Origin of the sequence: Streptomyces sp. NPDC102462, assembly GCF_044765425.1 — a bacterium.
Taxonomy (GTDB): domain Bacteria; phylum Actinomycetota; class Actinomycetes; order Streptomycetales; family Streptomycetaceae; genus Streptomyces.
The window spans coordinates 28,545-50,772 of record NZ_JBIWKB010000065.1; the positions used below are offsets into that span (position 1 = coordinate 28,545).

Sequence of the window (22,228 nt, forward strand, 5' to 3'; positions counted from 1 at the left end):
AGAGTAACCACCGAAGGGGCGCGGGGAACTGCGCGAACAACCACAACGACGCCGCACCCAAAGGACGGCAGAAGTCCCCGGAGGGCCAGCGCAGCGACCGTCAGACGCCGAGCGCCAGCAACCGTTCCTCCACGCGATCCGGTGCATACAGGTACTCCACGACCAACGCCCCCGCACCGATCAGCCCCGCCCGCTCACCCAGCCGCGAGGTGACCACCTCCAGGTGGGCGGTGGAACGCGGCAGCGCCCGCTGGTACAGCAGCTCACGGACACCGGTCAGGAACGGCGTCCCGGCCAGGTCCCCGGCGATCATCAGCACGCCCGGGTTGAGCAGCGTGACGACCGTCGCCAGCACGTCCCCCACCCGCCGCCCCGCCTCCCGGGCCAGCGCCGTCGCCTCCGGATGCCCCGCGGCCAGCAGACCCCGCACGTCGGAGCCGGAGGCCGCCGGCACCCCGGCCTCGGTCAGCCGCCGGGCCACGGCACCCCCGCTGGCGACGGCCGCCAGGCACCCGTACGACCCGCACCGGCACAGCGCGTCCGCGCCCACCCGGATGTGCCCGATGTCCCCGGCGCCGCCGTCGATGCCACGGTAGATCGAGCCGCCCACCACGACCCCGGCGCCGATACCGGTGGACACCTTGACGAGGACGAAGGCCGAGCAGTCCGGGTGCCCGGTGCGCTGTTCGCCGTACGCCATGAGGTTCGCGTCGTTGTCCACGAGCACCGGCACCGCCGGCGCGCCGGTGTGCTCGGTGAAGGCGCGGGAGAGGCGGCCCCTGATGTCGTAGCCGTCCCAGCCGGGCATGATCGGCGGCTGCACCACGCGGCCGCTGACCCGGTCCACCGGGCCCGGCACGGCGATCCCTATGCCGCACACCTCGGCCGCCCGGTGCCCGGCCCCGGCCAGCAGGTCGGCGAACCAGCCGCCCAGCTCGCCCAGGACGGACTCGGGTCCGTCCTCGATGACCAGGGTGCCGGTCCGCTCGGCGAGCAGGTCGCCGGTGAGCGAGAGGACGGCGGCGCGGGCGTGCCGGGTGTCCAGGTCGGCGGCGAGGACCACCGCGTGCGAGTCGTCGAACTCCAGGGTGATGGAGGGCCGCCCGCCGAGCGGCGAGTCGACCGGGCCGCCGACCCCCTCGCGCAGCCAGCCCGCGCGGAACAGCCGGTCGAGGCGCTGGCCGACGGTGGCCCGGGACAGCCCGGTGGCCTGCTGGAGGGCGCCGCGCGTGGTCGCGCGCCCGCTGCGCACCAGTTCGAGCAGTTCCCCGGCGCTGGCCTGGCTGCGTCCCGTCATGCGCACCCCCTTGTGTTCATCAAGCCTGCATTACATAGTGAGTTTTGCGTGTTAAGTAGACGTAACCCTAAGGTGGCTACAGCCGAACCAGGCCGGCCGGACGTCTTCGGGGAGCCCCGAGTGGATCGCACTGCCCAGCTCACCGCCCACCGCACGGAGCACCAGCTCGTATACGATCCACCGCCCCCGACCGGGACGCTGCACGTCAGAGCCGTGCGGGTGCTGGAGGGCAACTGGACCGGCATGTCCACGGTGCCCTCGCCCCGCCTGTATCCGCACCAGTGGTCCTGGGACTCGGCGTTCATCGCGATCGGCCTGCGGCACGTCTCGCCGTTACGGGCCCAGACGGAGCTGGAGACGCTGCTGGCCGCCCAGTGGGCGGACGGGCGCGTCCCGCACATCGTCTTCAACCCCTCCGTACCGCTCGACGCCTACTTCCCGAGCCCCGACTTCTGGCGCTCCTCGACCGCGGGGCGCGCCGCGGGCGCCCCGCGCACCGTACAGACCTCCGGCATCGTGCAGCCACCGGTACACGCGCTGGCGGCCTGGCTGGTGCACCGCGCCGACCCCGGGCTGTCCCGGGCCCGCGGCTTCCTCGCCCGGGTCTACCCGCGGCTCGCGGCCTGGCACCGCTATCTGCTGCACCGGCGGGACCTGGGCGGCGGCGGCCTCGCGTCCGTCGTACACCCCTGGGAGCAGGGCATGGACAACAGTCCCTGCTGGGACGCCCCGCTCGCCAGGATCACGCCCGCCCCGGCCCGCTCGTTCCGCCGCGCCGACCTCGCGCACGGCGCGCCCGAGGACCGGCCGACCGACCTGGACTACGGGCGGTACGTGCGGCTCGCGGCCGACTACCGCGACCGCGCCTACGCCGACGGGCCGGGAGAGTTCGCGGTCGAGGACCCGGCGTTCAACGCGCTGCTCGCGGCATCCGAGCATGCGCTGGCCCGGATCGCCCAGGAACTGGGCGCGGCCGGCACGGCGCGGCGCGCCCGCGCGGAACGTCTGACGGCCGCCCTGGTGGAACGGCTGTGGGACCCGGCGCGCGGCATGTTCTTCTGCCGGGACGTGCGCGGCGAGGGGCTGATCCCGGAGCGCAGCGTCTCCGGGCTGATCCCGCTGCTGCTGCCCGGCCTGCCGCCGGACGTCGCCGCGCCCCTGGTGCGCACGCTCACCGGCCCGCACTTCGGGCTCGGCACCGCCACCCGTCTCGTGCCGAGCTACGACCTCCTCGGCGCGGCCTTCGACCCGCACCGCTACTGGCGCGGCCCGGCCTGGTTCAACACCGGCTGGCTGCTGGAGCGCGGGCTGCGGGCGCACGGCGAGCGGGCGCGGGCCGAGGCGCTGCGGGCTGCGCTGCTGGAGACGGCCGGTGCGACCGGGTTCGCCGAGTACGTCGACCCGTACACCGGGGAGCCCTGCGGCGCGCTCGGCTTCAGCTGGACCGCCGCGCTCACGCTCGATCTGCTCGGCGGCGGCGAGCCACGCAAGGCAGACGAGGCGGCCGAGGCCGGCAGGGCGGCCGGGAGAGACGAGCAAGGCGAGCAGCACACACACGACGAAAGAGACAAGAGAGGCAAGGGAGGGGACCGGGGATGACGGACCGGCAGCACCTGCTCGTGCACGGCACGACGTTCGCCGCCGTGGGCGACGGCGGTGACATCAGCGGCGTCCGGGGCGGCACGCTGCCGGACGGGTTGTTCGTCCGCGACGCCCGGCACCTCAGCCGCTGGCAGCTCACCCTGGACGGGGCGGTGCCCGAAACGCTCAGCCCGGTCGCGGACGGCGACGGGGCGCGGTGTGTGCTCGTCCCGCGCGGCGGCCGGCAGGAGCCGCCCGCGCACACCCTCTTCCGGGAACAGGCGGTCGGCGACGGCTCGTTCGTGGAATCGCTCCAGGTCACCAGCAACCGCCCGGTGCCGACCACGGTACGGCTGGCGATCACCGCGGACGCCGACTTCACCGACCAGTTCGAACTGCGCCCCGACCACCGCACGTACCACAAGGCCGGCGCGGTGCGCTCCCGGCATGTGCTCGACGACGGCGTGGAGTTCACCTACCGGCGCGGCGAGTGGCGGTCCTGTACGAGCATCACGGCGGACCCGGCACCGGACGGCGTCGAGGAGACCGGCACCGGCGCCCGCCGCCTGGTGTGGACCCTGGAGCTGGCGCCGCACGGCACGGCGGACCTGGTGCTGCGCGTGATGGCCCGCCCGCACGGCGAGAAGCGCGCACGGCGCGTGCCGCGCTCCCCGGCCGCCGTGAACGAGCAACTTCTGGCGCTGGAAGGCGAGTTCGTGGAGGGCGTGGCCTTCCCGACCGGCTGGCCCGAGCTGGCGGCGGCCTGCGCCCGGGGGCTCGCCGACCTCGCCGCGCTTCAGGTGCCGGCGACCGGACCGGACGGCGAGGATCTGCGGGTGCCGGCCGCGGGCGCGCCCTGGTTCCTGACCCTGCTCGGCCGGGATGCCCTGCTGACCGCCCTGTTCGCGCTCCCCTACCGCCCCCGGCTGGCCGCCGCCACGCTGCCCGCGCTGGCCGCCACCCAGGCGACGAGGACCACACCGGCCGCGGTGGCCCAGCCCGGCAAGATCGTGCACGAGGTGCGGCACGGCGAGCTGGCGCACTTCGGCCAGGTGCCCTACGGCCGCTACTACGGCTCGGTGGACGCGACACCGCTGTTCCTCGTACTGCTCGGGGCGTACGTCGAACGGACCGGCGACACGGCCATGGCCCACCGTCTGGAGCCGTACGCGCGAGCGGCGATCGGCTGGATGCTGGACCACGGCGGGCTGACCTCGCGCGGCTACCTCGTCTACCGCGCCGACCGGGGCGGGCTCGCCAACCAGAACTGGAAGGACTCCCCCGGCGCCATCTGCTCGGCCGACGGCACCCGCCCGAGCGGGCCGGTGACGGCGGCGGGGGCCCAGGGCTACGCGTACGACGCGCTGCGCCGCACGGCGTGGGTCGCGCGCACGGTGTGGCGGGACGAGACGTACGCTGCGCTGCTCGAACAGGCGGCGGCCGATCTGCGGGACCGCTTCCAGCGGGACTTCTGGATGCGGGAGCGCTCCTTCCCGGCCCTCGCGCTGGACGGCGAGGGCCGGCCGGTGGACGCGCTGGCCTCGGACGCCGGGCATCTGCTGTGGTCGGGGCTGCTGGACAAGGAGTACGGCGAGCAGGTGGGGCGCAGGCTCCTGGAACCGGACTTCTTCTCCGGCTGGGGCGTCCGCACGCTGGCCTCCGGCCAGGGCGCCTACCATCCGCTGTCCTACCACCGCGGGGCGGTCTGGCCGCACGACAACGCGCTGATCGCCCTGGGCCTGGCCCGCTACGGCCTGCACGACGAGGCCCGCACGGTCGCCCACGCCCTGGTCGACGCGGCCACCGCGACCGGACACCGGCTGCCGGAAGTACTCGCGGGCTACGCCCGGACCCGCCACACGGAACCGGTCCCCCATCCGCATGCCTGCGTACGGGAATCGCGCTCGGCGGCGGCCCCGTTGGCCCTACTCACCGCGGTGGGCGGGGCGTAGCGGGGTGGAGGGGGCTTAACGGAGGGAGTGGGCGGGGCGTTAGGGGTGAACGGGCTTAGCTAGCCGGGTGGGAGGGGCTTAGCGGCGGGTGGGAGGGGCTTAGCGGCGGGGGGGCGGGGCTTAGCGGCGCGGTGGCGGGCGCAGCCGATGGGTCGGCGGGCCCTAGCCGCCGGATTCGCGGGACGTGGCCGACGGGCTGGCAGGCCATTGCCCGGGGGCGGGGCGCAGCCGACGGATTGGTGGGCCATAGCCGACGGGGTGGCGGGGCACAGCCGCCGGATTGGCAGGCGTGGCCGCGGGGTTGGCAGGGCGCAGCCGCCGGATTGGCAGGCCGCAGCCGAGGGGGTGGCGGGGCGTGGGCGACGGGTGGGTGGGGTGTTTGCCTGGTGTTTGCCGGGGGGCGTGAACGGGAGCGGGTGCGGGGCCGTACGGGATGGCGGCGGGCCAGGCGGGCCGGGAACTCCCGGCCCAGCCCAGCCTCCCCAGCGTGGCCCGCCGCCCAGCACGGGCCGCGCGCGAAAGGACCCCCGGGTTGCCCCAGCACACAAGCACACCCCACGCACCGGCAACCTCCGGAGCCCCGGAAGACGTACCCGGGGCCGGGGACACGGGGACGGCGGCCCCCGATGCCGGGCCCCAGAACGACCCCGGCGCCGGAACAGAACCAACGACCAAGCCCCGGGCCGGCCGGAACGGAGCCGAGTCCGAGTCGGGCACCGGGGACACGACCGACCCCCGAACCGAGCGCCAGGCCGAAACCGAAGCCGGGGGCGAGTCGAGGGGCGGGGACGGGCCCGAACCCCCTGCGGAAGACCGGGCCGGGGCCGGGGCAAGCGCCGGGGGCGGAACCGAGACCCCAGCCCGGCCTCAAGTCGAGGCTGGCGCGCGGGGCGGGAACGCAGCCGGGGCCCCTGCCGAAGGGCGGTCCGAGGCACGAGCCCGGGACGGGCAGGACGGAGAGGGAAACGAGCCGAGCACCGAGCCCGAGGCCCCTGCCGGAATAGGACCCGAGGCCCGAGGCCGGGGCGGGCAGGGCGGAGCCGAGGGTGGGTCGACGGGTGGGGGCGAGACTGGGCGCCGTAGGGCGGGCAGCGTCGTTCCGCGGTGGGGGCGGGGGTGGCGGGTGGAGCACCCTGGCGTGGGGCGGGTGGTGTCTGTTGGGGTGAGCGTGGTCTGCGGGGTGCTGGTGGTGGGGGCGTTGGTGTTGCCGAACAGCGTCGTCGGGCTCGGGCCCATGAAGTTCCTGCGGATACCGGGCGAGGCGGTCATCGGCGCCGCCCTGGCCCTGACGCTGCCGCGCAGGCCGCGCATGGCGCTCGCCGGTCTCGCCGGTGCCGCGCTCGCCGCGCTGACCGTGCTGAACCTCCTCGACATGGGCTTCAACCAGTACCTCGGCCGCAGCTTCAACCTCGTCCTCGACTGGAGCCTGCTCACCGACGCCCAGGCATACCTGGAGGACTCCCTCGGCCGCACCGCCACCCTCGCCGCCACGGCCGGCGTCGTCGTCCTGGTCCTGTTGCTGTTCGTGCTGCTCACCCTGGCCACGATCCGCCTGGCCAACCTGCTGGCCCGGCACGGCGGCCGGGCCACCAGGGGCGCCCTGATCGCCGCCGTCGCCTGGATCACCTGCACCGCCTTCGGCCTGCAGATCGCCGGCGTGCCGATCGCGTCGGACCGTACCGCCACGGCCGTACAGATCCAGGCCCGCCGGGTGGCGGACACCCTCAGGGACGAGGCGGAGTTCCGGAAGGTGGCCCGCTCGGACGCCTTCGGGAACACACCGCCCGACCAGTTGCTGACCGATCTGCGCGGCAAGGACGTGATCTTCACGTTCGTCGAGAGCTACGGCCGCAGCGCGATCGAGGACCCGGTCATCGCGCCCGGCGTGGACACGTCCCTCACCGAGAACACCACGGCCCTGGCGAAGGCCGGCTTCCACGCGAAGAGCGGCTGGCTGACCTCGGCGACGTACGGCGGCAGCAGCTGGCTCGGCCACTCCACCACCCTGTCGGGTCTGTGGATCAACAGCCAGCAGCGCTACCGCACCGTCATGGCCAGCGACCACCTCAGTCTCACCAGGGCCTTCCAGAAGACCGGCGCCTGGGACACGGTCGGCGTCATGCCGGGCGTGCAGAAGGGCTGGCCCGAACAGCGCTACTACGGCCTGGACAAGGTCTACAACGCCTTCCAACTCGGCTACCAGGGGCCGAAGTTCAGCTGGTCGACGATGCCCGACCAGTACGCGCTTGAACAGTTCCAGCAGCGGGTGCACGGCAGGCACCGCGACAAGCCGCTGATGTCGGAGATCATCCTGACCTCCAGCCACCAGCCCTGGGCGCCGGTGCCGAAGCTGGTCGACTGGGACCGGATCGGGGACGGCTCGGTGTTCCGGGACATCGAGGCGGCGGGCAGCAGGCCGGCGGACGTCATCGCGGACACCACGAGGTCCCGTGCGGAGTACGGCAAGTCGATCCAGTACTCGGTGACCGCCCTGACCCAGTGGCTGGAGCGCTACGGCACCGACGACACGGTGCTGGTCTTCCTCGGCGACCACCAGCCCATCGCCCGGGTCAGCGGCAACCACGCCAGCCGTGACGTGCCGATCTCCGTCGTCGCCAAGGACCCCAAGGTCCTCGACAGGATCGCGAGTTGGGGCTGGAGCGACGGACTGCGCCCGGCGCACGACGCCCCGGTCTGGAAGATGAGCGCCTTCCGCGACCGCTTCCTGACGGCCTACGGCTCAACCCCCCACCCAAAGAACAACTGACCCTCCCAAGCAAAGGACGCCGTGTCGGACGGGTGGGTGGGGGTGTCGAGAGGGGGTCAGCCGCCTGAGGTGTCCAGTTCGGCTTCGTTGGTGACGCCCGTGCAGTCGTACGGGTCCGTCAGCCAGCCGTCCGGCAGGACCACCCGGTTGTTGCCCGAGGTACGGCCACGGGGACCGTCGGCGCCGGCGGGCCAGGGCTGGTCGAGGTCCAACTCGTCCAGGCCGGAACGGAGTTCGGCGAGGGACGAGGTGATCGCCAGACGTTTGCGCATCTCCGAGCCGACCGCGAAACCCTTGAGGTACCAGGCGACATGCTTACGGAAGTCGATCACGCCCCGCGCCTCGTCGCCGATCCACTCGCCGAGCAGGCGCGCATGCCGGACCATGACGTCGGCGACCTCACGCAGGGTCGGCCGCATGATGTCCTGCGTACGCCCCTCGAAGGCCGCGACCAGGTCCGCGAACAGCCACGGCCGGCCGAGACAGCCGCGCCCCACGACCACCCCGTCGCAGCCGGTCTCGCGCACCATCCGCAGCGCGTCCTCGGCCGACCAGATGTCGCCGTTGCCGAGCACCGGGATCTCCGGCACATGTTCCTTGAGCCGGGCGATGGCCGCCCAGTCCGCCGTGCCGCCGTAGTGCTGGGCGGCGGTGCGGCCGTGCAGCGCGATGGCGGTGACGCCCTCCTCGACCGCGATCCGTCCGGCGTCGAGGTAGGTGAGGTGGTCGTCGTCGATGCCCTTGCGCATCTTCATGGTCACCGGCAGGTCGCCCGCGCCGGCGACCGCCTCGCGCAGGATGGCCCGCAGCAGGTTGCGCTTGTACGGCAGGGCCGAGCCGCCGCCCTTGCGCGTCACCTTGGGCACCGGGCAGCCGAAGTTCAGGTCGATGTGGTCGGCCAGGTCCTCCTCCGCGATCATGCGGACGGCCTTGCCGACGGTGGCCGGGTCGACGCCGTACAACTGGATGGAGCGCGGCTTCTCCGTCGCGTCGAAGTGGACCAGCTGCATGGTCTTCTCGTTGCGTTCGACCAGCGCCCGGGTCGTGATCATCTCGCTGACGAACAGCCCCTTGAGGCCGCCCGCTCCCGCCGTCGAGCCGCCTTCGGCGAAGGACCGGCACAGCGTGCGGAAGGGCGCGTTGGTGATCCCGGCCATGGGGGCGAGCACGACGGGCGGCTGCACCGTGTGCGGGCCGATCCGCAGGGGGGACACGGGGGTGGTCGACGGCGTGGGCATGGCCCCATTGTCCCGTATTCCGGCGGGTGCTCGTCCGCGCCTGTGGACAACCGGGACCATGACCATGACCACCCCTGTACTAGTCATTAGTTAGACGCACTATCGATACGAGCGTACGATGGGCGCCATGCATCAGCTCAGTCCCCGCCGACGTTCGCTGGTCCTGGCGATCTGCTGTATGAGCCTGCTGATCGTGAGCCTGGACAACACGGTCCTGAACGTCGCCCTCCCCTCGATGCAGCGCGAACTGCACACCACCACCTCCGGCCTCCAGTGGACCATCGACGCGTACACGCTGGTGCTGGCCTCGCTGCTGATGCTGGCCGGCTCCACCGCCGACCGGATCGGCCGCAAACGGGTCTTCATGGCGGGCCTCGTGGTGTTCACCATCGGCTCACTGCTGTGCTCCCTCGCACCGAACCTGGAATCTCTGGTCGCCTTCCGCATGGTCCAGGCGGTCGGCGGTTCGATGCTCAACCCGGTCGCCATGTCGATCATCACCAACACCTTCACCGACCCGCGTGAACGCGCCCGCGCCATCGGCGCCTGGGGCGCCGTGGTCGGCATATCCATGGCCGCGGGACCCCTCGTCGGCGGCCTGCTGGTGGAGGCCGTCGACTGGCGCGCGATCTTCTGGATCAACATCCCGATCGGCCTCGCCGCCCTGCTGCTCACCCTGCGCTACATCCCCGAGTCCCGCGCCCCCCACCCCCGCCGCCCCGACCCGGTCGGCCAGGTGCTGGTGATCGCCCTGTTCGGCGCGCTGACCTACGCCATCATCGAGGCGCCCCACTCCGGCGCCGGCACGGTGCTGCCCTTCGCCGCCATCGCCGTGATCGCCCTGCTGGGCCTGCTTCGGTACGAGCCACGACGCCCGGAACCCCTCATCGATCTGCGGTTCTTCCGTTCCGCACCGTTCAGCGGTGCCACGGTCATCGCGGTCAGCGCGTTCGCCGCGCTGGGCGGGTTCCTGTTCCTGTCCACCCTGTACCTGCAGAGCGTGCGCGGCCTCGACGCGCTGCACGCCGGCCTGTGGATGCTGCCCATGGCGGTGCCCACGTTCCTGTGCGCGCCGCTGTCCGGGCGGCTCGTCGGCAGCCGGGGGCCGCGGGTGCCGCTGGTGATCGCTGGCGTCGCGATGACCGCGGGCAGCGTGCTGTTCGCCGCGTTCCACGCGGAGACCTCCGACCTCAGCCGGCTCGCCGGATACGTCCTGTTCGGCATCGGGTTCGGCTTCGTGAACGCGCCGATCACCAACACCGCGGTCTCGGGCATGCCGCGGGCCCAGGCCGGGGTCGCCGCGGCCGTCGCCTCCACCAGCCGGCAGCTCGGGCAGACGCTCGGGGTCGCCGTGATCGGGTCCGTGCTCGCGGCCGGCGTCGGCACGGCCGCGTTCGCACCGGCCTTCGTCGATGCGGCGCGGCCGGGGTGGTGGATCCTCACCGCGTGCGGGGGCGCCGTGCTTGGCCTTGGCGTGGTGACCAGTGGGCGGTGGGCTCGGGGTACCGCCGAGCGGGCCGCCTCGCGGCTGGCCTCGACGGGGGCGCTCCGCTTGGTGGGCGGGGGTTCTGAGGGTGCGGGGCGGCTGCCGGGGCGGCGGGGTTGACCGGCCGTTCTTGGAACCAGCGGTTCGGCAAATCAACCGTCCGTCGGCTTACGCGCCGTCGTGGCTCGTCGCGCCCCCCTGCGGGGGCACCTGCCGGCCCTCGGCTGGCCCGCCGTCGTGGTTCCTCGCGCAGTTCCCCGCGCCCCCTGCGGGGGACAACTGCCGATCCTCGACTGCGGCGCCGTCGTGGCTCGTCGCGCAGTTCCCCGCGCCCCCTGCGGGGGCACCTGACGGCCCTCGACTGACGCGCCGTCGTGGTTCCTCGCGCAGTTCCCCGCGCCCCCTGCGGGGGCACCTGACGGCCCTCGACTGACGCGCCGTCGTGGTTGAGCGCGCCGTTCCCCGCGCCCCCTGCGGGGGCACCTGCCGGCCCTCGACTGACGCGCCGTCGTGGTTCCTCGCGCCGTTCCCCGCGCCCCCTGCGGGGCACCTGACGGCCCTCGGCTGATGCGCTGTCGTGGTTGAGCGCGCCGTTCCCCGTGCCCCCTGCGGGGGCACCTGGGTTGGATGTCGGTACGGCCTTGGGGTTCAGGTGAGGGGTTGGGGGGTGGGCATCTCGTAGAGGTGTTGTAGGCGGGTTCGGGTTTGGGTGTCCTTGGGGGTGTAGGTGACCATGCGGGGGCCCGACTGGGGGGCCAGCCACAGGTCTGTGTGGTCCAGGGTCAGCAGGCCGACGTGGGGGTTGAGGAACTGTTTGGTCTTGCTGCGGCTGCTGACGACCTCGTACCGCTCCCAGTGCTCGCGGAACTCCGCGGACTCCGTCATCAGCCGTTTGACCAGCAGCTTCCAGGCGGGCTCGCCCAGGTGCCCGGCCATCGCGGCGCGCAGCTTGGCAGCCATCAGCCGCATGGTCTCGTCGAGGTGGACGATCGTGGAGCGCCAGCCGGGGTCGGTGTAGACGAGGAGTATGCAGTTGCGGTCCTCGGGCGGCACCGCGTCCAGATCGCCCATGAGGCGGGCGTAGGTGCGGTTGTAGGCGAGGATGTCGTACCGGCTGTTCTGGATGTAGGCGGGGACGGGCTCCAGCCCGCGCAGCATCTCGCGCAGCGCCGGGGTGATGCTCGGGCAGCTCGCGGCGGGCGTCGGGTCGACGGAACCGGCGAGCTGGAAGAGATGGGCGCGTTCACCGGCGTCGAGCAGCAGGGTGCGGGCGAGCGCGTCGAGGACCTGGACGGAGACCTGGATGTCCCGGGCCTGCTCCAGCCAGGTGTACCAGGTGACGCCGACCGCGGAGAGCTGGGCGACCTCCTCGCGGCGCAGCCCGGGCGTGCGGCGGCGCACGCCGCGCGGTAGCCCCACCTGCTCCGGGGTGATCCGCTCACGGCGGCTGCGCAGGAACGCGGCCAGTTCGTGCCGGCGGATCTCCGCGCCCTGGGCGGGCGGGGCGTACGTCTCCTGGGCCATGCTCGTCATGCCTCCAGCCTGCCGTCGTACGGATCCTGTTGCCAGGTAGTCCTGCTACCAGGATAAGAACACTCTGGTACCACCCTGAGCGGCGCCGCAGGCTCGACATCATGACCGAAACCGTCACGACCCCGATCGTCCGGTCCCCGTCGGCGCCACCGGCGCTCGGCAGCCTGGGGCTGTTCACCGTCCTGCTGGCCGCGGCGCTGCCGCTCGTCGACTTCTTCATCGTCAACGTGGCCCTGCCCACCATCGGCACGGACCTCGCCGCGGGCGAGGCGCTCCTCGAACTGGTCGTCGCCGGGTACGGTCTCGCCTACGCCGTGCTGCTCGTCCTCGGCGGGCGGCTCGGCGACCTGTTCGGCCGCCGGCGGCTCTTCCTCGGCGGCATGGCCGCCTTCGGCCTGACCTCGCTGGCGTGCGGGCTCGCGCCCGACGCCTGGAGCCTGGTCGCGGCGCGGGTCGCGCAGGGCGCCTCGGCCGCCGCGATGCTCCCGCAGGTGCTCGCCACCATTCAGGCGTCCACCACGGGCGCGCGCCGCGCGAAGGCCATGAGCCTGTACGGCGCCACGGCCGGCCTGTCCATGGTGGCGGGCCAGATCCTCGGCGGGGTGCTGGTCGCCGCCGACATCGCGGGCACCGGCTGGCGCTCGGTGTTCCTGGTCAACGTGCCGGTCGTACTCGTCGGCCTGCTGCTGGCCACCCGTACCGTCCCGGAGACCCGCTCCCAGCACCCCGAACCCGTCGACGGAGCCGGCACGGTACTGCTCGCGGTGTCCCTGCTGACGCTGCTCGCCCCGCTCACCGAGGGCCGGGCCGCGGGCTGGCCGCTGTGGACCTGGCTGTCACTGGCCGCGTTCCCGTGCGCGGCCTGGGCGTTCGCCGCGGTGGAACGCCGGGCCGACCGCCTGGGCCGTACGCCACTGGTGCCGCCGAGTCTGCTCGCGCTGCCCTCGCTGCGCCGCGGCCTCGTGCTGCTCGTGCCGTTCTCGATCGGCTTCAGCGGCTTCATGTTCGTGATCGCGGTGGCCCTGCAGAGCGGTGCGCGGCTCGGTCCGGTGCAGGCCGGGCTGGCGCTGGCCCCGATGGCCGTGGCGTTCTTCCTCGCGTCCCTGGCCGGACCGCGCCTGGTGGCCCGGCACGGCAGCCGGGTGGTCACCGCGGGCGCGCTGGTGCAGGGGGTCGGGGTGGCGCTGCTCGCGCTGACCGCCTGGCGGGACTGGCCGCACCTGGGCTTCGTGGAACTGCTGCCCGGGGCCGCGATCGCCGGGGCCGGGCAGGCGCTGCAACTCCCGGTCGTGATGCGGCTCGTGCTGTCCGAGGTGCCGGCCGCCCGCGCGGGGGTCGGCGGCGGAGTGATGGTCACCACCCAGCAGTCGGCGCTGGCGCTGGGGGTGGCCACGCTGGGCACCCTGTTCCTGTCGCTGGTCCCGCACCAGGGCATGCGGGACGCCCTGGTCATCACGCTCCTGGCGCAGCTGGCCGGGGTGGTCCTGACCGGGCTGCTCAGCCTGCGGCTGCCCCGGACGATGGGCTGAGCGGGCCGGGCCCGCAGGACACGGCTTGGCCAACTCGCCGTGAAGGACGCCCTGTTGATGTTGGTCTTCCTGCACACTCCTTGCTGCACGATCCGGACAGCCCTCCCCGTGGACGGACGCTGGAGACGTCATGCCGCAGAGCAATACGAGCAAGGTGAGCCGCTGGGACCAGCACGGCCGGGAACACGTGGTCAGGGTGGAGCGCACGGGAGTGCAGCGCACGATCAGGTGTGACACCTGCGGCTGGCGGCAAAGGGCGCAGTTCCTGCCCTGGCTGAAGGCGGCCGACCATCTGGCCGAGGCACACCAGGCGACGGTGGACCCCGCGAACTCCCCGCCCACGCCCTGACCGTGCGCCGTGCGGGGTGTCCGGAGAGGTCCTGCCCGCCGGCGTCAGCGTGAAGGTGAGCCGAGGCCGCGCAGCAGCAGGTCGACGAGCGCGGTGAACTCGTCCTCGATGCCCGGCCGCTTCCACTCCCGCGCATGGGCGGGATCGTGGAAGCGGCCGGTGGCCTGGAAGACGGCGCGGGCGGCGGTGGCGGGGTCGGCCACGGTGAAGCAGCCGGAGGCGACCCCGTCCTGGACTATGCGGGTCAGCTGGTCGGTCAGGTCGGCGAGGTGCGCGGCGACCGCACCGCCGTGCTCGTCGGTCAGCACCGTGTAGGTGGCGAACAGTTCCGGGTCCAGGCCCGCCTTGCGGCGCTTGGCGGCGAACAGCGCGGCGAGCCAGTCACGCAGCCGTGCCGCCGGGTCGCCGTCCGCTGAGGCGATGCCGGCCAGCAGCTCCGAGGTGCGGTCCAGCCAGCGCTTGGTGACCGCCTCCCGCAGCGCGGCCTTGGTGCGGAAGTGCCGGTAGACGGTGCCATGGCTGACGCCGAGCGCGCGTGCCACGTCCACCACGGTGGCCTTCGCCGGGCCGTGGCGGCGCAGCACCTCCTCGGTCGCCTCAAGGATGCGCTCGCTGGTCAGGGTCTCGCCGGTCGCTGCCATGGCCTAGACCGTACCCGGCCCGGTGCTCACTGCTCGGTGCCGAGGTGTGCCATCTGCGCCGCCGGGTAGCGGGTGCCGGCCGCCGCGCCCGCCGGCACGGCCTGCTCGATCGCCGCCAGGTCGGCCGCCTCCAGCGTCACGTCGAGGGCGCCCAGCGACTCGGTCAGCCGCTCCCGGGTGCGGGCGCCGACCAGCGGCACGATGTCCTCACCGCGCGAGAGCACCCAGGCGATGGCGATCTGCGCGACGCTGACGCCCTTGCGCTCGGCGATCTGCCGCAGCGCCTCGACGAGGTCGAGGTTGTGCCGCAGGTTGTCGCCCTGGAAGCGGGGCGAGTGGGCGCGGAAGTCGTTCGCGCCGAGCTGCCGTTCCGGGGTGAAGTGGCCGGAGATCAGGCCCCGGGCGAGCACGCCGTACGCCGTGATGCCGATGCCCAGTTCGCGGGTGGTCGGCAGGATCTCCCGCTCGATGTCACGGGTGATGATCGCGTACTCGATCTGGAGGTCGGAGATCGGGGCGGTGGCCGCGGCCCGGCGGATGGTCTCGGGGCCGACCTCGCTCAGGCCGATGTGCCGGACGTAGCCCTTCTCGATCAGTTCGGCGATGGCGCCGACGGTCTCCTCGATCGGTACGTCCGGGTCGAGGCGCGCGATGCGGTAGACGTCGATGTGGTCGACGCCGAGGCGCTGCAGCGAGTAGGCGGCGAAGTTCTTCACGGCGGCGGGCCGGCCGTCATGTCCGTTCCAGTTGCCGGCCGGGTCGCGCAGCGCGCCGAACTTCACGCTGACCAGCGCCTGTTCGCGGCGGGCCGGGGGCGCGGTGCGCAGCGCCTCGCCGACCAGCATCTCGTTGTGGCCCATGCCGTAGAAGTCGCCGGTGTCCAGCAGGGTCACGCCCGCCTCCAGGGCGGCGTGGACGGTGGCGATGGACTCGGCCCGGTCCGCCTCGCCGTACATCGCGGACATGCCCATGCAGCCGAGGCCGAGGGCCGAGGTCTTGGGGCCGGTGGTTCCGAGGGTTCGGGTGTGCGTCGTCATGCCCCCACCCTGACATGACAGCTGACAGATTTCAATATCTGTCAGCTGTCATTCGTCCAAGCCTGCCCGTCGGCCACCGATTTTGGTCCAGACCTATTGACGAGAGGTCTGGACCACGAGCACTGTCATGCCTACGACACCTCACCGCACCCCCCACCGGGAGGCCTCGCATGACCCGCCGTGTCCGCCGCCGACTCCGGCTGCTCGCCGCCGCGCTCACCGCGGCCGTCCTCGTCCCGCTCTCGGTCGCCGCCGCCCCCACCGCGTCCGCGGCCGACACCTGCGCCGTCAAGTCCCGTCCGGCCGGGAAGGTCCTCCAGGGCTACTGGGAGAACTGGGACGGCTCCGCCAACGGCGTGCACCCGCCCTTCGGCTGGACCCCCATCACCGACTCCCGCATCCCGGCCCACGGCTACAACGTGATCAACGCGGCCTTCCCGGTCATCCGCTCCGACGGCACCGCGCTGTGGGAGGACGGCATGGACGCCGGCGTGAAGGTGGCCACGCCGGCGGAGATGTGCGCGGCCAAGGCGGCCGGCCAGACGATCCTGCTCTCCATCGGCGGCGCGACCGCGGGCATCGACCTCAGCTCGACCGCGGTGGCCGACCGGTTCGTCGAGACGATCGTGCCGATCCTGAAGACCTACAATTTCGACGGCATCGACATCGACATCGAGACGGGTCTGGTCGGCAGCGGCTCCATCGGCCGGCTCTCCACGTCCCAGGCCAACCTGATCCGCATCATCGACGGGATCCTGGCCCGGATGCCCTCGAACTTCGGCCTGACCATGGCCCCGGAGACCGCCTACGTCACCGGCGGCAGCGTCACCTACGGCTCGATCTGGGGCGCCTATCTGCCCGTCATCAAGAAGTACGCGGACAACGGGCGCCTGTGGTGGCTCAACATGCAGTACTACAACGGCAGCATGTACGGCTGCTCCGGGGACTCGTACGCGGCGGGCACGGTGGCGGGCTTCACCGCACAGACCGACTGCCTCAACCGGGGCCTGGTGGTGCAGGGCACGACGATCAAGGTGCCCTACGACAAGCAGGTGCCGGGCCTGCCCGCGCAGTCCGGGGCGGGCGGCGGCTATATGTCACCGTCGCTGGTCTCCCAGGCGTGGCAGCACTACGGCTCCTCGCTCAAGGGCCTGATGACCTGGTCGATCAACTGGGACGGCGCAAAAAACTGGACCTTCGGCGACAACACAAAGACCCTCCAGTCCCGCTGACTGTGCCCACCGAACTGACAGTGCGGGTGCGGACTAAGCAGGTCCGGTGACAGCGCGCCCCCAAAGGGGCGCGGGGAACTGCGCGACCAGCCACAACGGCGCCGCAGACGACTGACGGCACAGCGCGGCACATCCGCAGAGCCCTCAACACCAAACGCCGGACGGGCACTCTCAGCCCGCCCGGCAACAGCGCCCCAAAGGGGCACGGGGCTGCATCGATATGCGGCTCCGCCGCGCGGGCGCAGACTGGGCGGCTCCGACGACAGCGCCCCGAAGGGGCACGGGGCTGCATCGATATGCGGCTCCGCCGCGCGGGCGCAGACTGGGCGGCTCCGACGACAGCGCCCCGAAGGGGCGCGGGGCTGTATCGATATGCGGCTCCGCCGCGCGGGCGCGACCAGCCACGACGGCGCCGCAGACGACTGACGACACGGCGCGGCACACCCGGCAGAGCCCTCCGCACCAAACGCCGGGCGGGCATTCTCAGCCCGTCCGGCGTTTGAGGACGGCGGCCGTACGGGCCGATGCGGGGGGCCGGGGGCGGCAGCCCCCAGGGGGTGCCGGCCCCCGGGGCCAAACGGGGCGGCAGCCAACCGCAGGGGCTAGCTGCCCAGCAGCCGACTGGACAGGTAACCCTCGATCTGGTCCAGCGACACGCGCTCCTGCTTCATCGAGTCCCGCTCACGCACCGTGACGGCGTTGTCCTCAAGGGTGTCGAAGTCGACGGTCACGCAGTACGGCGTGCCGATCTCGTCCTGGCGCCGGTAGCGGCGGCCGATGGCGCCCGCGTCGTCGAACTCGATGTTCCAGTGCTGGCGCAGCGCCTGGGCGAGGCCCTTGGCCTTCGGGGACAGCTCCGGGTTGCGGGACAGCGGGAGCACGGCGACCTTCACCGGGGCGATCCGGTGGTCGAGCCGCAGCACCGTGCGCTTCTCCATCTTGCCCTTGGCGTTGGGCGCCTCGTCCTCGACGTACGCGTCGAGCAGGAAGGCGAGCATCGCGCGCCCGACACCGGCCGCCGGCTCGATGACGTACGGCGTCCAGCGCTCGCCGGCCTCCTGGTCGAAGTAGGACAGGTCCTGGCCGGACGCCTTGGAGTGGGCGCCGAGGTCGTAGTCGGTGCGGTTGGCGACGCCCTCCAGCTCGCCCCACTCGTTGCCGCCGAAGTTGAAGCGGTACTCGATGTCCGCCGTGCGCTTGGAGTAGTGGGAGAGCTTCTCCTTCGGGTGCTCGTACCAGCGCATGTTCTCCTCACGCAGGCCGAGGCCCGTGTACCAGTTCCAGCGCTGCTCCATCCAGTACTCCTGCCACTTCTCGTCCTCGCCCGGCTTGACGAAGAACTCCATCTCCATCTGCTCGAACTCGCGGGTGCGGAAGATGAAGTTGCCCGGCGTGATCTCGTTGCGGAACGACTTGCCCATCTGGGCGATGCCGAACGGCGGCTTGCGGCGCGAGGTGGTCTGCACCTGGGCGAAGTTGGTGAAGATGCCCTGCGCGGTCTCCGGGCGCAGGTAGGCGACCGAGCCGGAGTCCTGGGTCGGACCGAGGTGGGTGGACAGCAGGCCCGAGAACTGCTTGGGCTCGGTGAACTGGCCCTTGTTGCCGCAGTTGGGGCAGTTGACGTCCGCGAGGCCGTTCGCCGGCATGCGGCCGTGCTTGGCCTCGTACGCCTCCTCCAGATGATCCGCGCGGAACCGCTTGTGGCAGGCGGTGCACTCGGTCAGCGGGTCCGTGAAGGTCGCGACGTGACCGGAGGCCACCCAGACCTCGGGGGCCAGGATGACGGACGAGTCGAGACCGACCACGTCCTCGCGCGACGTCACCATGTAGCGCCACCACTGGCGCTTGATGTTCTCCTTGAGCTCGACACCCAGGGGCCCGTAGTCCCAGGCGGCACGCTGGCCGCCGTAGATCTCACTGCAGGGGAATACGAAGCCACGGCGCTTGCTCAGGCTGACGATGGTGTCGATCTTGTCGGCGGCCACGGTGCTCTCTTCATTACGACGACGGGCGACGAAGCGAGATGCTTCCAGCGAATGCCTCAGGTTACCGGCGCAGGCTCCCCCTCGACCAAATCGGTGGGCCCCTCAGGACCGCAGGGAAGCTTGTTGACAACCGTTTCCATATTTGGTGAAAATGACTGTCATGAACGTACGACGACGACTGATACCCGCCGCCGCGGCGACCGCGGCCACCGCCCTCGGCATCGCCACCCTCTCCGCCTGCTCCGACGACAGCGCAGCGGCGGGTGGCACCGGCAAGTTCGACGTCGTCGCGTCGTTCTACCCCATGGCCTTCCTCGCCGAGCAGATCGGCGGCGACCACGTCCACGTCACCAGTCTCACCCAGCCCGGCCAGGAACCGCACGACCTGGAGATCAGCGCCAAGCAGACCGCGCAGCTCCAGGAGTCCGACGCGGTGCTCTACCTCAAGAACCTCCAGCCCTCCGTGGACGACGCCGTCGCCCAGTCCGAGATCAAGACGAAGATCGACGCCGCCTCCCTGACCACCCTGGAGGAGCACGGCAACGAGGTCGGCGGGCACGCGGCCGAGCACGACACCCACGAGGGCGAGGAGTCCGGCGGCAAGGACCCGCACATCTGGCTCGACCCGGTGCGCTACGCCGAGGTCGCCCAGGGCGTCGGCACGGCATTCGAGAAGGCCGACCCGGACCACGCGGCCGACTACAAGAAGAACACCGCGGCCCTGGTCAAGAAGCTCGACGGCCTCGACAAGCAGTTCAAGGACGGCCTGGCGAACACCAGGACCAAGGTCTTCATCACCACGCACGCCGCCTTCGGCTACCTCGCCGAGCGCTACGGCCTGACCGAGGAGGCCATCAACGGCCTCGACCCCGAGTCGGAGCCCAGCGCCGCCCGGGTCAAGGACCTTGAGAAGATGGCCGAGGCCGACGGCGTCACCACCGTGTTCTACGAGACGCTCGTCAGCGACAAGACCGCGAAGACCATCGCCCGGGACGCACAGCTGAAGACCGACGTCCTCGACCCGATCGAGGGCATCACGGACCAGTCCCGGGGCAACGACTACTTCTCGGTCCAGGAGGCGAACCTCAAGGCGCTGCAGAGCGCCTTGGGCAGCAAGTGATCGTTCCGATCGTTACGGAGGACGGCATGGGCGTCGACGACGTCAAGGACGAGCCCGTCATATCGATGCGCGGCGTCCACGCCGAGCTGGGCTCGCGCCCCGTCCTGCGCGGCATCGACCTCACCGTGCACCGCGGTGAGGTCGTCGCGCTGCTCGGCGCGAACGGGTCGGGCAAGTCGACCGCGATCCGCGCCGTCATCGGGCAGGTACCGCCGGCCGCCGGGCGGATCGAACTGTTCGGCACGGACCGGGAGCGGTTCCGGGACTGGCGGCGCGTGGGCTACGTACCGCAGCGGACCACCGCGGCCGGCGGGGTGCCCGCGACGGTCACCGAGATCGTCGCCTCCGGGCGGCTCTCCCGCACCCGGTTCGGGCTGTTCGGCCGGGCCGACCGCGCGGCCGTGCGCCACGCCCTGGACCTGGTCGGCATGGCCGACCGGGCGAAGGACTCGGTCAACGCCCTCTCCGGCGGCCAGCACCAGCGGGTCCTGATCGCCCGCGCCCTGGTCGCCGAACCCGAACTGCTGATCATGGACGAGCCGATGGCGGGCGTCGACCTGGCCAGTCAGGAAGTGCTCGCCCGAACGCTCCGCGACCAGGTCGCCCAGGGCACCACGGTCCTGCTGGTGCTCCACGAACTCGGCCCGCTCGAGCCCCTGATCGACCGGGCGGTCGTCCTGCGCGACGGCTGCGTCCTGCACGACGGCCCGCCGCCCCGGGCCGTCGGCCAACACGCGCTGCCCGGCCACGACCATGTGCACCCGCACGCACCCGCGGGCGCCGATCCGATCCGCACGGGACTGCTGAGCTGATGGACTTCCTCGACTACGCCTTCATGCAGCGGGCCCTGCTCGCCGCCGTCCTGGTCGGCATCACCGCCCCCGCCATCGGCATCTACCTCGTCCAGCGCCGCCAGGCCCTGATGGGCGACGGCATCGGCCACGTCGCGATGACGGGCGTCGGCCTCGGCTTCCTGCTGTCCACCTCGCCGGTGTGGATGGCCACCGCCGTCTCCGTGCTCGGCGCGGTCCTCATGGAGCTGATCCGCTGGTACGGCCGCACCCGCGGCGACATCGCCCTCGCCATGCTCTTCTACGGCGGCATGGCCGGCGGTGTCATGTTCATCAACCTCGCACCGACCGGCTCCACGGCGAACCTGACGTCGTACCTGTTCGGCTCGCTGTCGACCGTGTCGCAGTCCGACGTCACGGCGATCTGCGTGCTGGCCGCGTTCGTGGTCCTGGTCACCCTGGGTCTGCGCCGCCAGCTGTTCGCGGTCAGCCAGGACGAGGAGTTCGCCCGGGTCACCGGGCTGCCGGTGCGGGCGCTGAACCTGGTGACGGCGATCACCGCCGCGGTGACCGTGACCGTCGCCATGCGCGTGGTCGGGCTGCTGCTGGTGAGCGCGCTGATGGTGGTCCCGGTGGCCGCCGCCCAGCAGCTCAGCCGGAGCTTCGCGGCCACCTTCGCGATCGCCGTCGCCCTCGGCGTCACCGTGACGATCGGCGGCACGATCACGTCGTACTACCAGGACGTGCCGCCGGGCGCGACCATCGTGCTGCTGACGATCGCCGCGTTCGTGCTGCTGACGGCGCTGGCCACGCCGCTGGCCCGGCGCCGCGCCCGGGCGCTCGCCGCCGCGCAGCCGCCCGGGGACCCCGTGGAGTGCTCGATTCCGGTCACCCGGGGGGCCGGCGACGAAGTCGGCGTCTGACCGGGCGCGGGCCTAACTGGCACAATGGCCCGGCAGACGCAGAACTGTGAGGAGGCAACCCGTGACGACCGCTGGACCGCCCGTGAAGGGCCGCGCGACCCGTCAGCGGGCCGCCGTCGCGGCGGCCCTGAACGACGTCGACGAGTTCCGCAGCGCGCAGGAACTCCACGACATGCTGAAGCACAAGGGCGACTCGGTCGGCCTGACCACGGTCTACCGCACCCTCCAGTCCCTCGCCGACGCCGGTGAGGTCGATGTCCTGCGCACCTCCGACGGCGAGTCGGTCTACCGGCGCTGCTCCAGCGGCGAACACCATCACCACCTCGTGTGCCGTGCCTGCGGCAAGGCGGTCGAGGTGGAAGGGCCCGCGGTGGAGAAGTGGGCGGAGGGGATCGCTGCGGAGCACGGGTTTGTGAATGTGGCGCATACGGTGGAGGTTTTTGGGACCTGTGCGGAGTGCGCCGCTGGTTGAGCGGGTGGTTGCGCTCGGCCGCGCTGGGTTGGTGAGGTGGGTTTGGCGCGGCTGGGCGACGTGGGGGTGCGGGTTTGATGCCGGGTGCGGGTTGGTTGTGGTTGCTCGCGCAGTTCCCCGCGCCCCTAGGGGGGTGCGCTCGGCCGCGCTGGGTTGGTGAGGTGGGTTTGGCGCGGCTGGGCGACGTGGGGGTGCGGGTTTGAGAGGGCTTCTCGAAACCGAATGTGGTGGCTGGGTTTGCGCTGGTCAGGCGTGATGCCGGGGCGGGTGAGGTAGATCCGGTGCGTCCGTGGAG

Annotated in this window: 17 protein-coding genes; 11 read left to right on the top strand and 6 right to left on the bottom strand. The window is 72.2% G+C overall.

The genetic code is table 11. The annotated features are described in order from the left end of the window. Nucleotides 1-100: 100 nt before the first annotated feature. Nucleotides 101-1,297 (bottom strand): ROK family protein, encoded by a 1,197-nt coding sequence (locus ACIRFL_RS36530; protein ID WP_404037663.1) that lies wholly within the window; start codon nucleotides 1,295-1,297, stop codon nucleotides 101-103. A gap of 120 nt (nucleotides 1,298-1,417) precedes the next feature. On the opposite strand from ACIRFL_RS36530, the gene ACIRFL_RS36535 reads away from it, so the two are divergent. From ACIRFL_RS36535 to ACIRFL_RS36545, 3 genes are all read left to right on the top strand, one after another. Beyond that, a complete protein-coding gene (locus tag ACIRFL_RS36535; RefSeq protein WP_404037666.1) occupies nucleotides 1,418-2,896 on the top strand; it encodes an MGH1-like glycoside hydrolase domain-containing protein in 1,479 nt (492 codons plus the stop codon). Continuing rightward, complete coding sequence (locus ACIRFL_RS36540) at nucleotides 2,893-4,830, top strand: glycogen debranching N-terminal domain-containing protein (RefSeq protein ID WP_404037669.1); 1,938 nt, start codon at nucleotides 2,893-2,895, stop codon at nucleotides 4,828-4,830. Before ACIRFL_RS36535 ends, ACIRFL_RS36540 begins: the two co-directional genes overlap by 4 nt. Nucleotides 4,831-5,953: 1,123 nt before the next feature. Continuing rightward, nucleotides 5,954-7,597 carry a CDP-alcohol phosphatidyltransferase gene (locus ACIRFL_RS36545; RefSeq protein WP_404037672.1) on the top strand — a complete coding sequence of 548 codons (1,644 nt, stop codon included), beginning with the start codon at nucleotides 5,954-5,956 and terminating at the stop codon, nucleotides 7,595-7,597. Nucleotides 7,598-7,653: 56 nt separating this feature from the next. Here the strand turns inward: ACIRFL_RS36545 and dusB are convergent, their stop codons facing one another. Continuing rightward, nucleotides 7,654-8,835, bottom strand: a complete 1,182-nt coding sequence (dusB, locus tag ACIRFL_RS36550; RefSeq protein ID WP_404037675.1) for a tRNA dihydrouridine synthase DusB — start codon at nucleotides 8,833-8,835, stop codon at nucleotides 7,654-7,656. A gap of 127 nt (nucleotides 8,836-8,962) precedes the next feature. On the opposite strand from dusB, the gene ACIRFL_RS36555 reads away from it, so the two are divergent. After that, on the top strand, nucleotides 8,963-10,441 hold the full coding sequence (locus ACIRFL_RS36555) for an MFS transporter (protein WP_404037678.1): 1,479 nt from the start codon (nucleotides 8,963-8,965) through the stop codon (nucleotides 10,439-10,441). A 528-nt stretch (nucleotides 10,442-10,969) separates the two neighbouring features. Here ACIRFL_RS36555 and ACIRFL_RS36560 read toward each other — a convergent pair. Further along, the gene (locus tag ACIRFL_RS36560; RefSeq protein ID WP_404037681.1) at nucleotides 10,970-11,854 is read right to left on the bottom strand and encodes a helix-turn-helix transcriptional regulator; all 885 of its coding nucleotides are present in this window, start codon (nucleotides 11,852-11,854) and stop codon (nucleotides 10,970-10,972) included. Nucleotides 11,855-11,955: 101 nt separating this feature from the next. Here ACIRFL_RS36560 and ACIRFL_RS36565 point away from each other — a divergent pair, with 101 nt between their 5' ends. Together ACIRFL_RS36565 and ACIRFL_RS36570 are read left to right on the top strand one after the other, a co-directional pair. Then, nucleotides 11,956-13,383: an MFS transporter gene (locus ACIRFL_RS36565; RefSeq protein WP_404037683.1), complete on the top strand. Its 1,428-nt coding sequence runs from the start codon at nucleotides 11,956-11,958 to the stop codon at nucleotides 13,381-13,383. A gap of 130 nt (nucleotides 13,384-13,513) precedes the next feature. Next, nucleotides 13,514-13,732, top strand: coding sequence for a hypothetical protein (locus ACIRFL_RS36570; RefSeq protein ID WP_404037686.1), 219 nt, complete (start codon nucleotides 13,514-13,516; stop codon nucleotides 13,730-13,732). 44 nt (nucleotides 13,733-13,776) lie between these two features. Here the strand turns inward: ACIRFL_RS36570 and ACIRFL_RS36575 are convergent, their stop codons facing one another. Then, nucleotides 13,777-14,373 (bottom strand): TetR family transcriptional regulator, encoded by a 597-nt coding sequence (locus ACIRFL_RS36575; protein ID WP_404037689.1) that lies wholly within the window; start codon nucleotides 14,371-14,373, stop codon nucleotides 13,777-13,779. A 26-nt stretch (nucleotides 14,374-14,399) separates the two neighbouring features. Next, nucleotides 14,400-15,410, bottom strand: coding sequence for an aldo/keto reductase (locus ACIRFL_RS36580; RefSeq protein WP_404037692.1), 1,011 nt, complete (start codon nucleotides 15,408-15,410; stop codon nucleotides 14,400-14,402). Nucleotides 15,411-15,580: 170 nt separating this feature from the next. On the opposite strand from ACIRFL_RS36580, the gene ACIRFL_RS36585 reads away from it, so the two are divergent. Continuing rightward, entirely contained in the window at nucleotides 15,581-16,642 is a 1,062-nt protein-coding gene (locus tag ACIRFL_RS36585; RefSeq protein ID WP_404037695.1) for a chitinase, read from the top strand. A 602-nt stretch (nucleotides 16,643-17,244) separates the two neighbouring features. Here the strand turns inward: ACIRFL_RS36585 and ACIRFL_RS36590 are convergent. Then, nucleotides 17,245-18,627 carry a glycine--tRNA ligase gene (locus ACIRFL_RS36590; protein ID WP_404037698.1) on the bottom strand — a complete coding sequence of 461 codons (1,383 nt, stop codon included), beginning with the start codon at nucleotides 18,625-18,627 and terminating at the stop codon, nucleotides 17,245-17,247. Nucleotides 18,628-18,787: 160 nt separating this feature from the next. On the opposite strand from ACIRFL_RS36590, the gene ACIRFL_RS36595 reads away from it, so the two are divergent. From ACIRFL_RS36595 to ACIRFL_RS36610, 4 genes are all read left to right on the top strand, one after another. Next, nucleotides 18,788-19,747 carry a metal ABC transporter solute-binding protein, Zn/Mn family gene (locus tag ACIRFL_RS36595; protein ID WP_404037701.1) on the top strand — a complete coding sequence of 320 codons (960 nt, stop codon included), beginning with the start codon at nucleotides 18,788-18,790 and terminating at the stop codon, nucleotides 19,745-19,747. 26 nt (nucleotides 19,748-19,773) lie between these two features. Beyond that, nucleotides 19,774-20,559, top strand: a complete 786-nt coding sequence (locus tag ACIRFL_RS36600) for a metal ABC transporter ATP-binding protein (RefSeq protein ID WP_404037703.1) — start codon at nucleotides 19,774-19,776, stop codon at nucleotides 20,557-20,559. Further along, entirely contained in the window at nucleotides 20,559-21,461 is a 903-nt protein-coding gene (locus tag ACIRFL_RS36605) for a metal ABC transporter permease (RefSeq protein WP_404037706.1), read from the top strand. Before ACIRFL_RS36600 ends, ACIRFL_RS36605 begins: the two co-directional genes overlap by 1 nt. A 61-nt stretch (nucleotides 21,462-21,522) precedes the next feature. Next, nucleotides 21,523-21,933, top strand: a complete 411-nt coding sequence (locus ACIRFL_RS36610) for a Fur family transcriptional regulator (RefSeq protein ID WP_404037709.1) — start codon at nucleotides 21,523-21,525, stop codon at nucleotides 21,931-21,933. The last annotated feature ends 295 nt before the right edge of the window (nucleotides 21,934-22,228 follow it).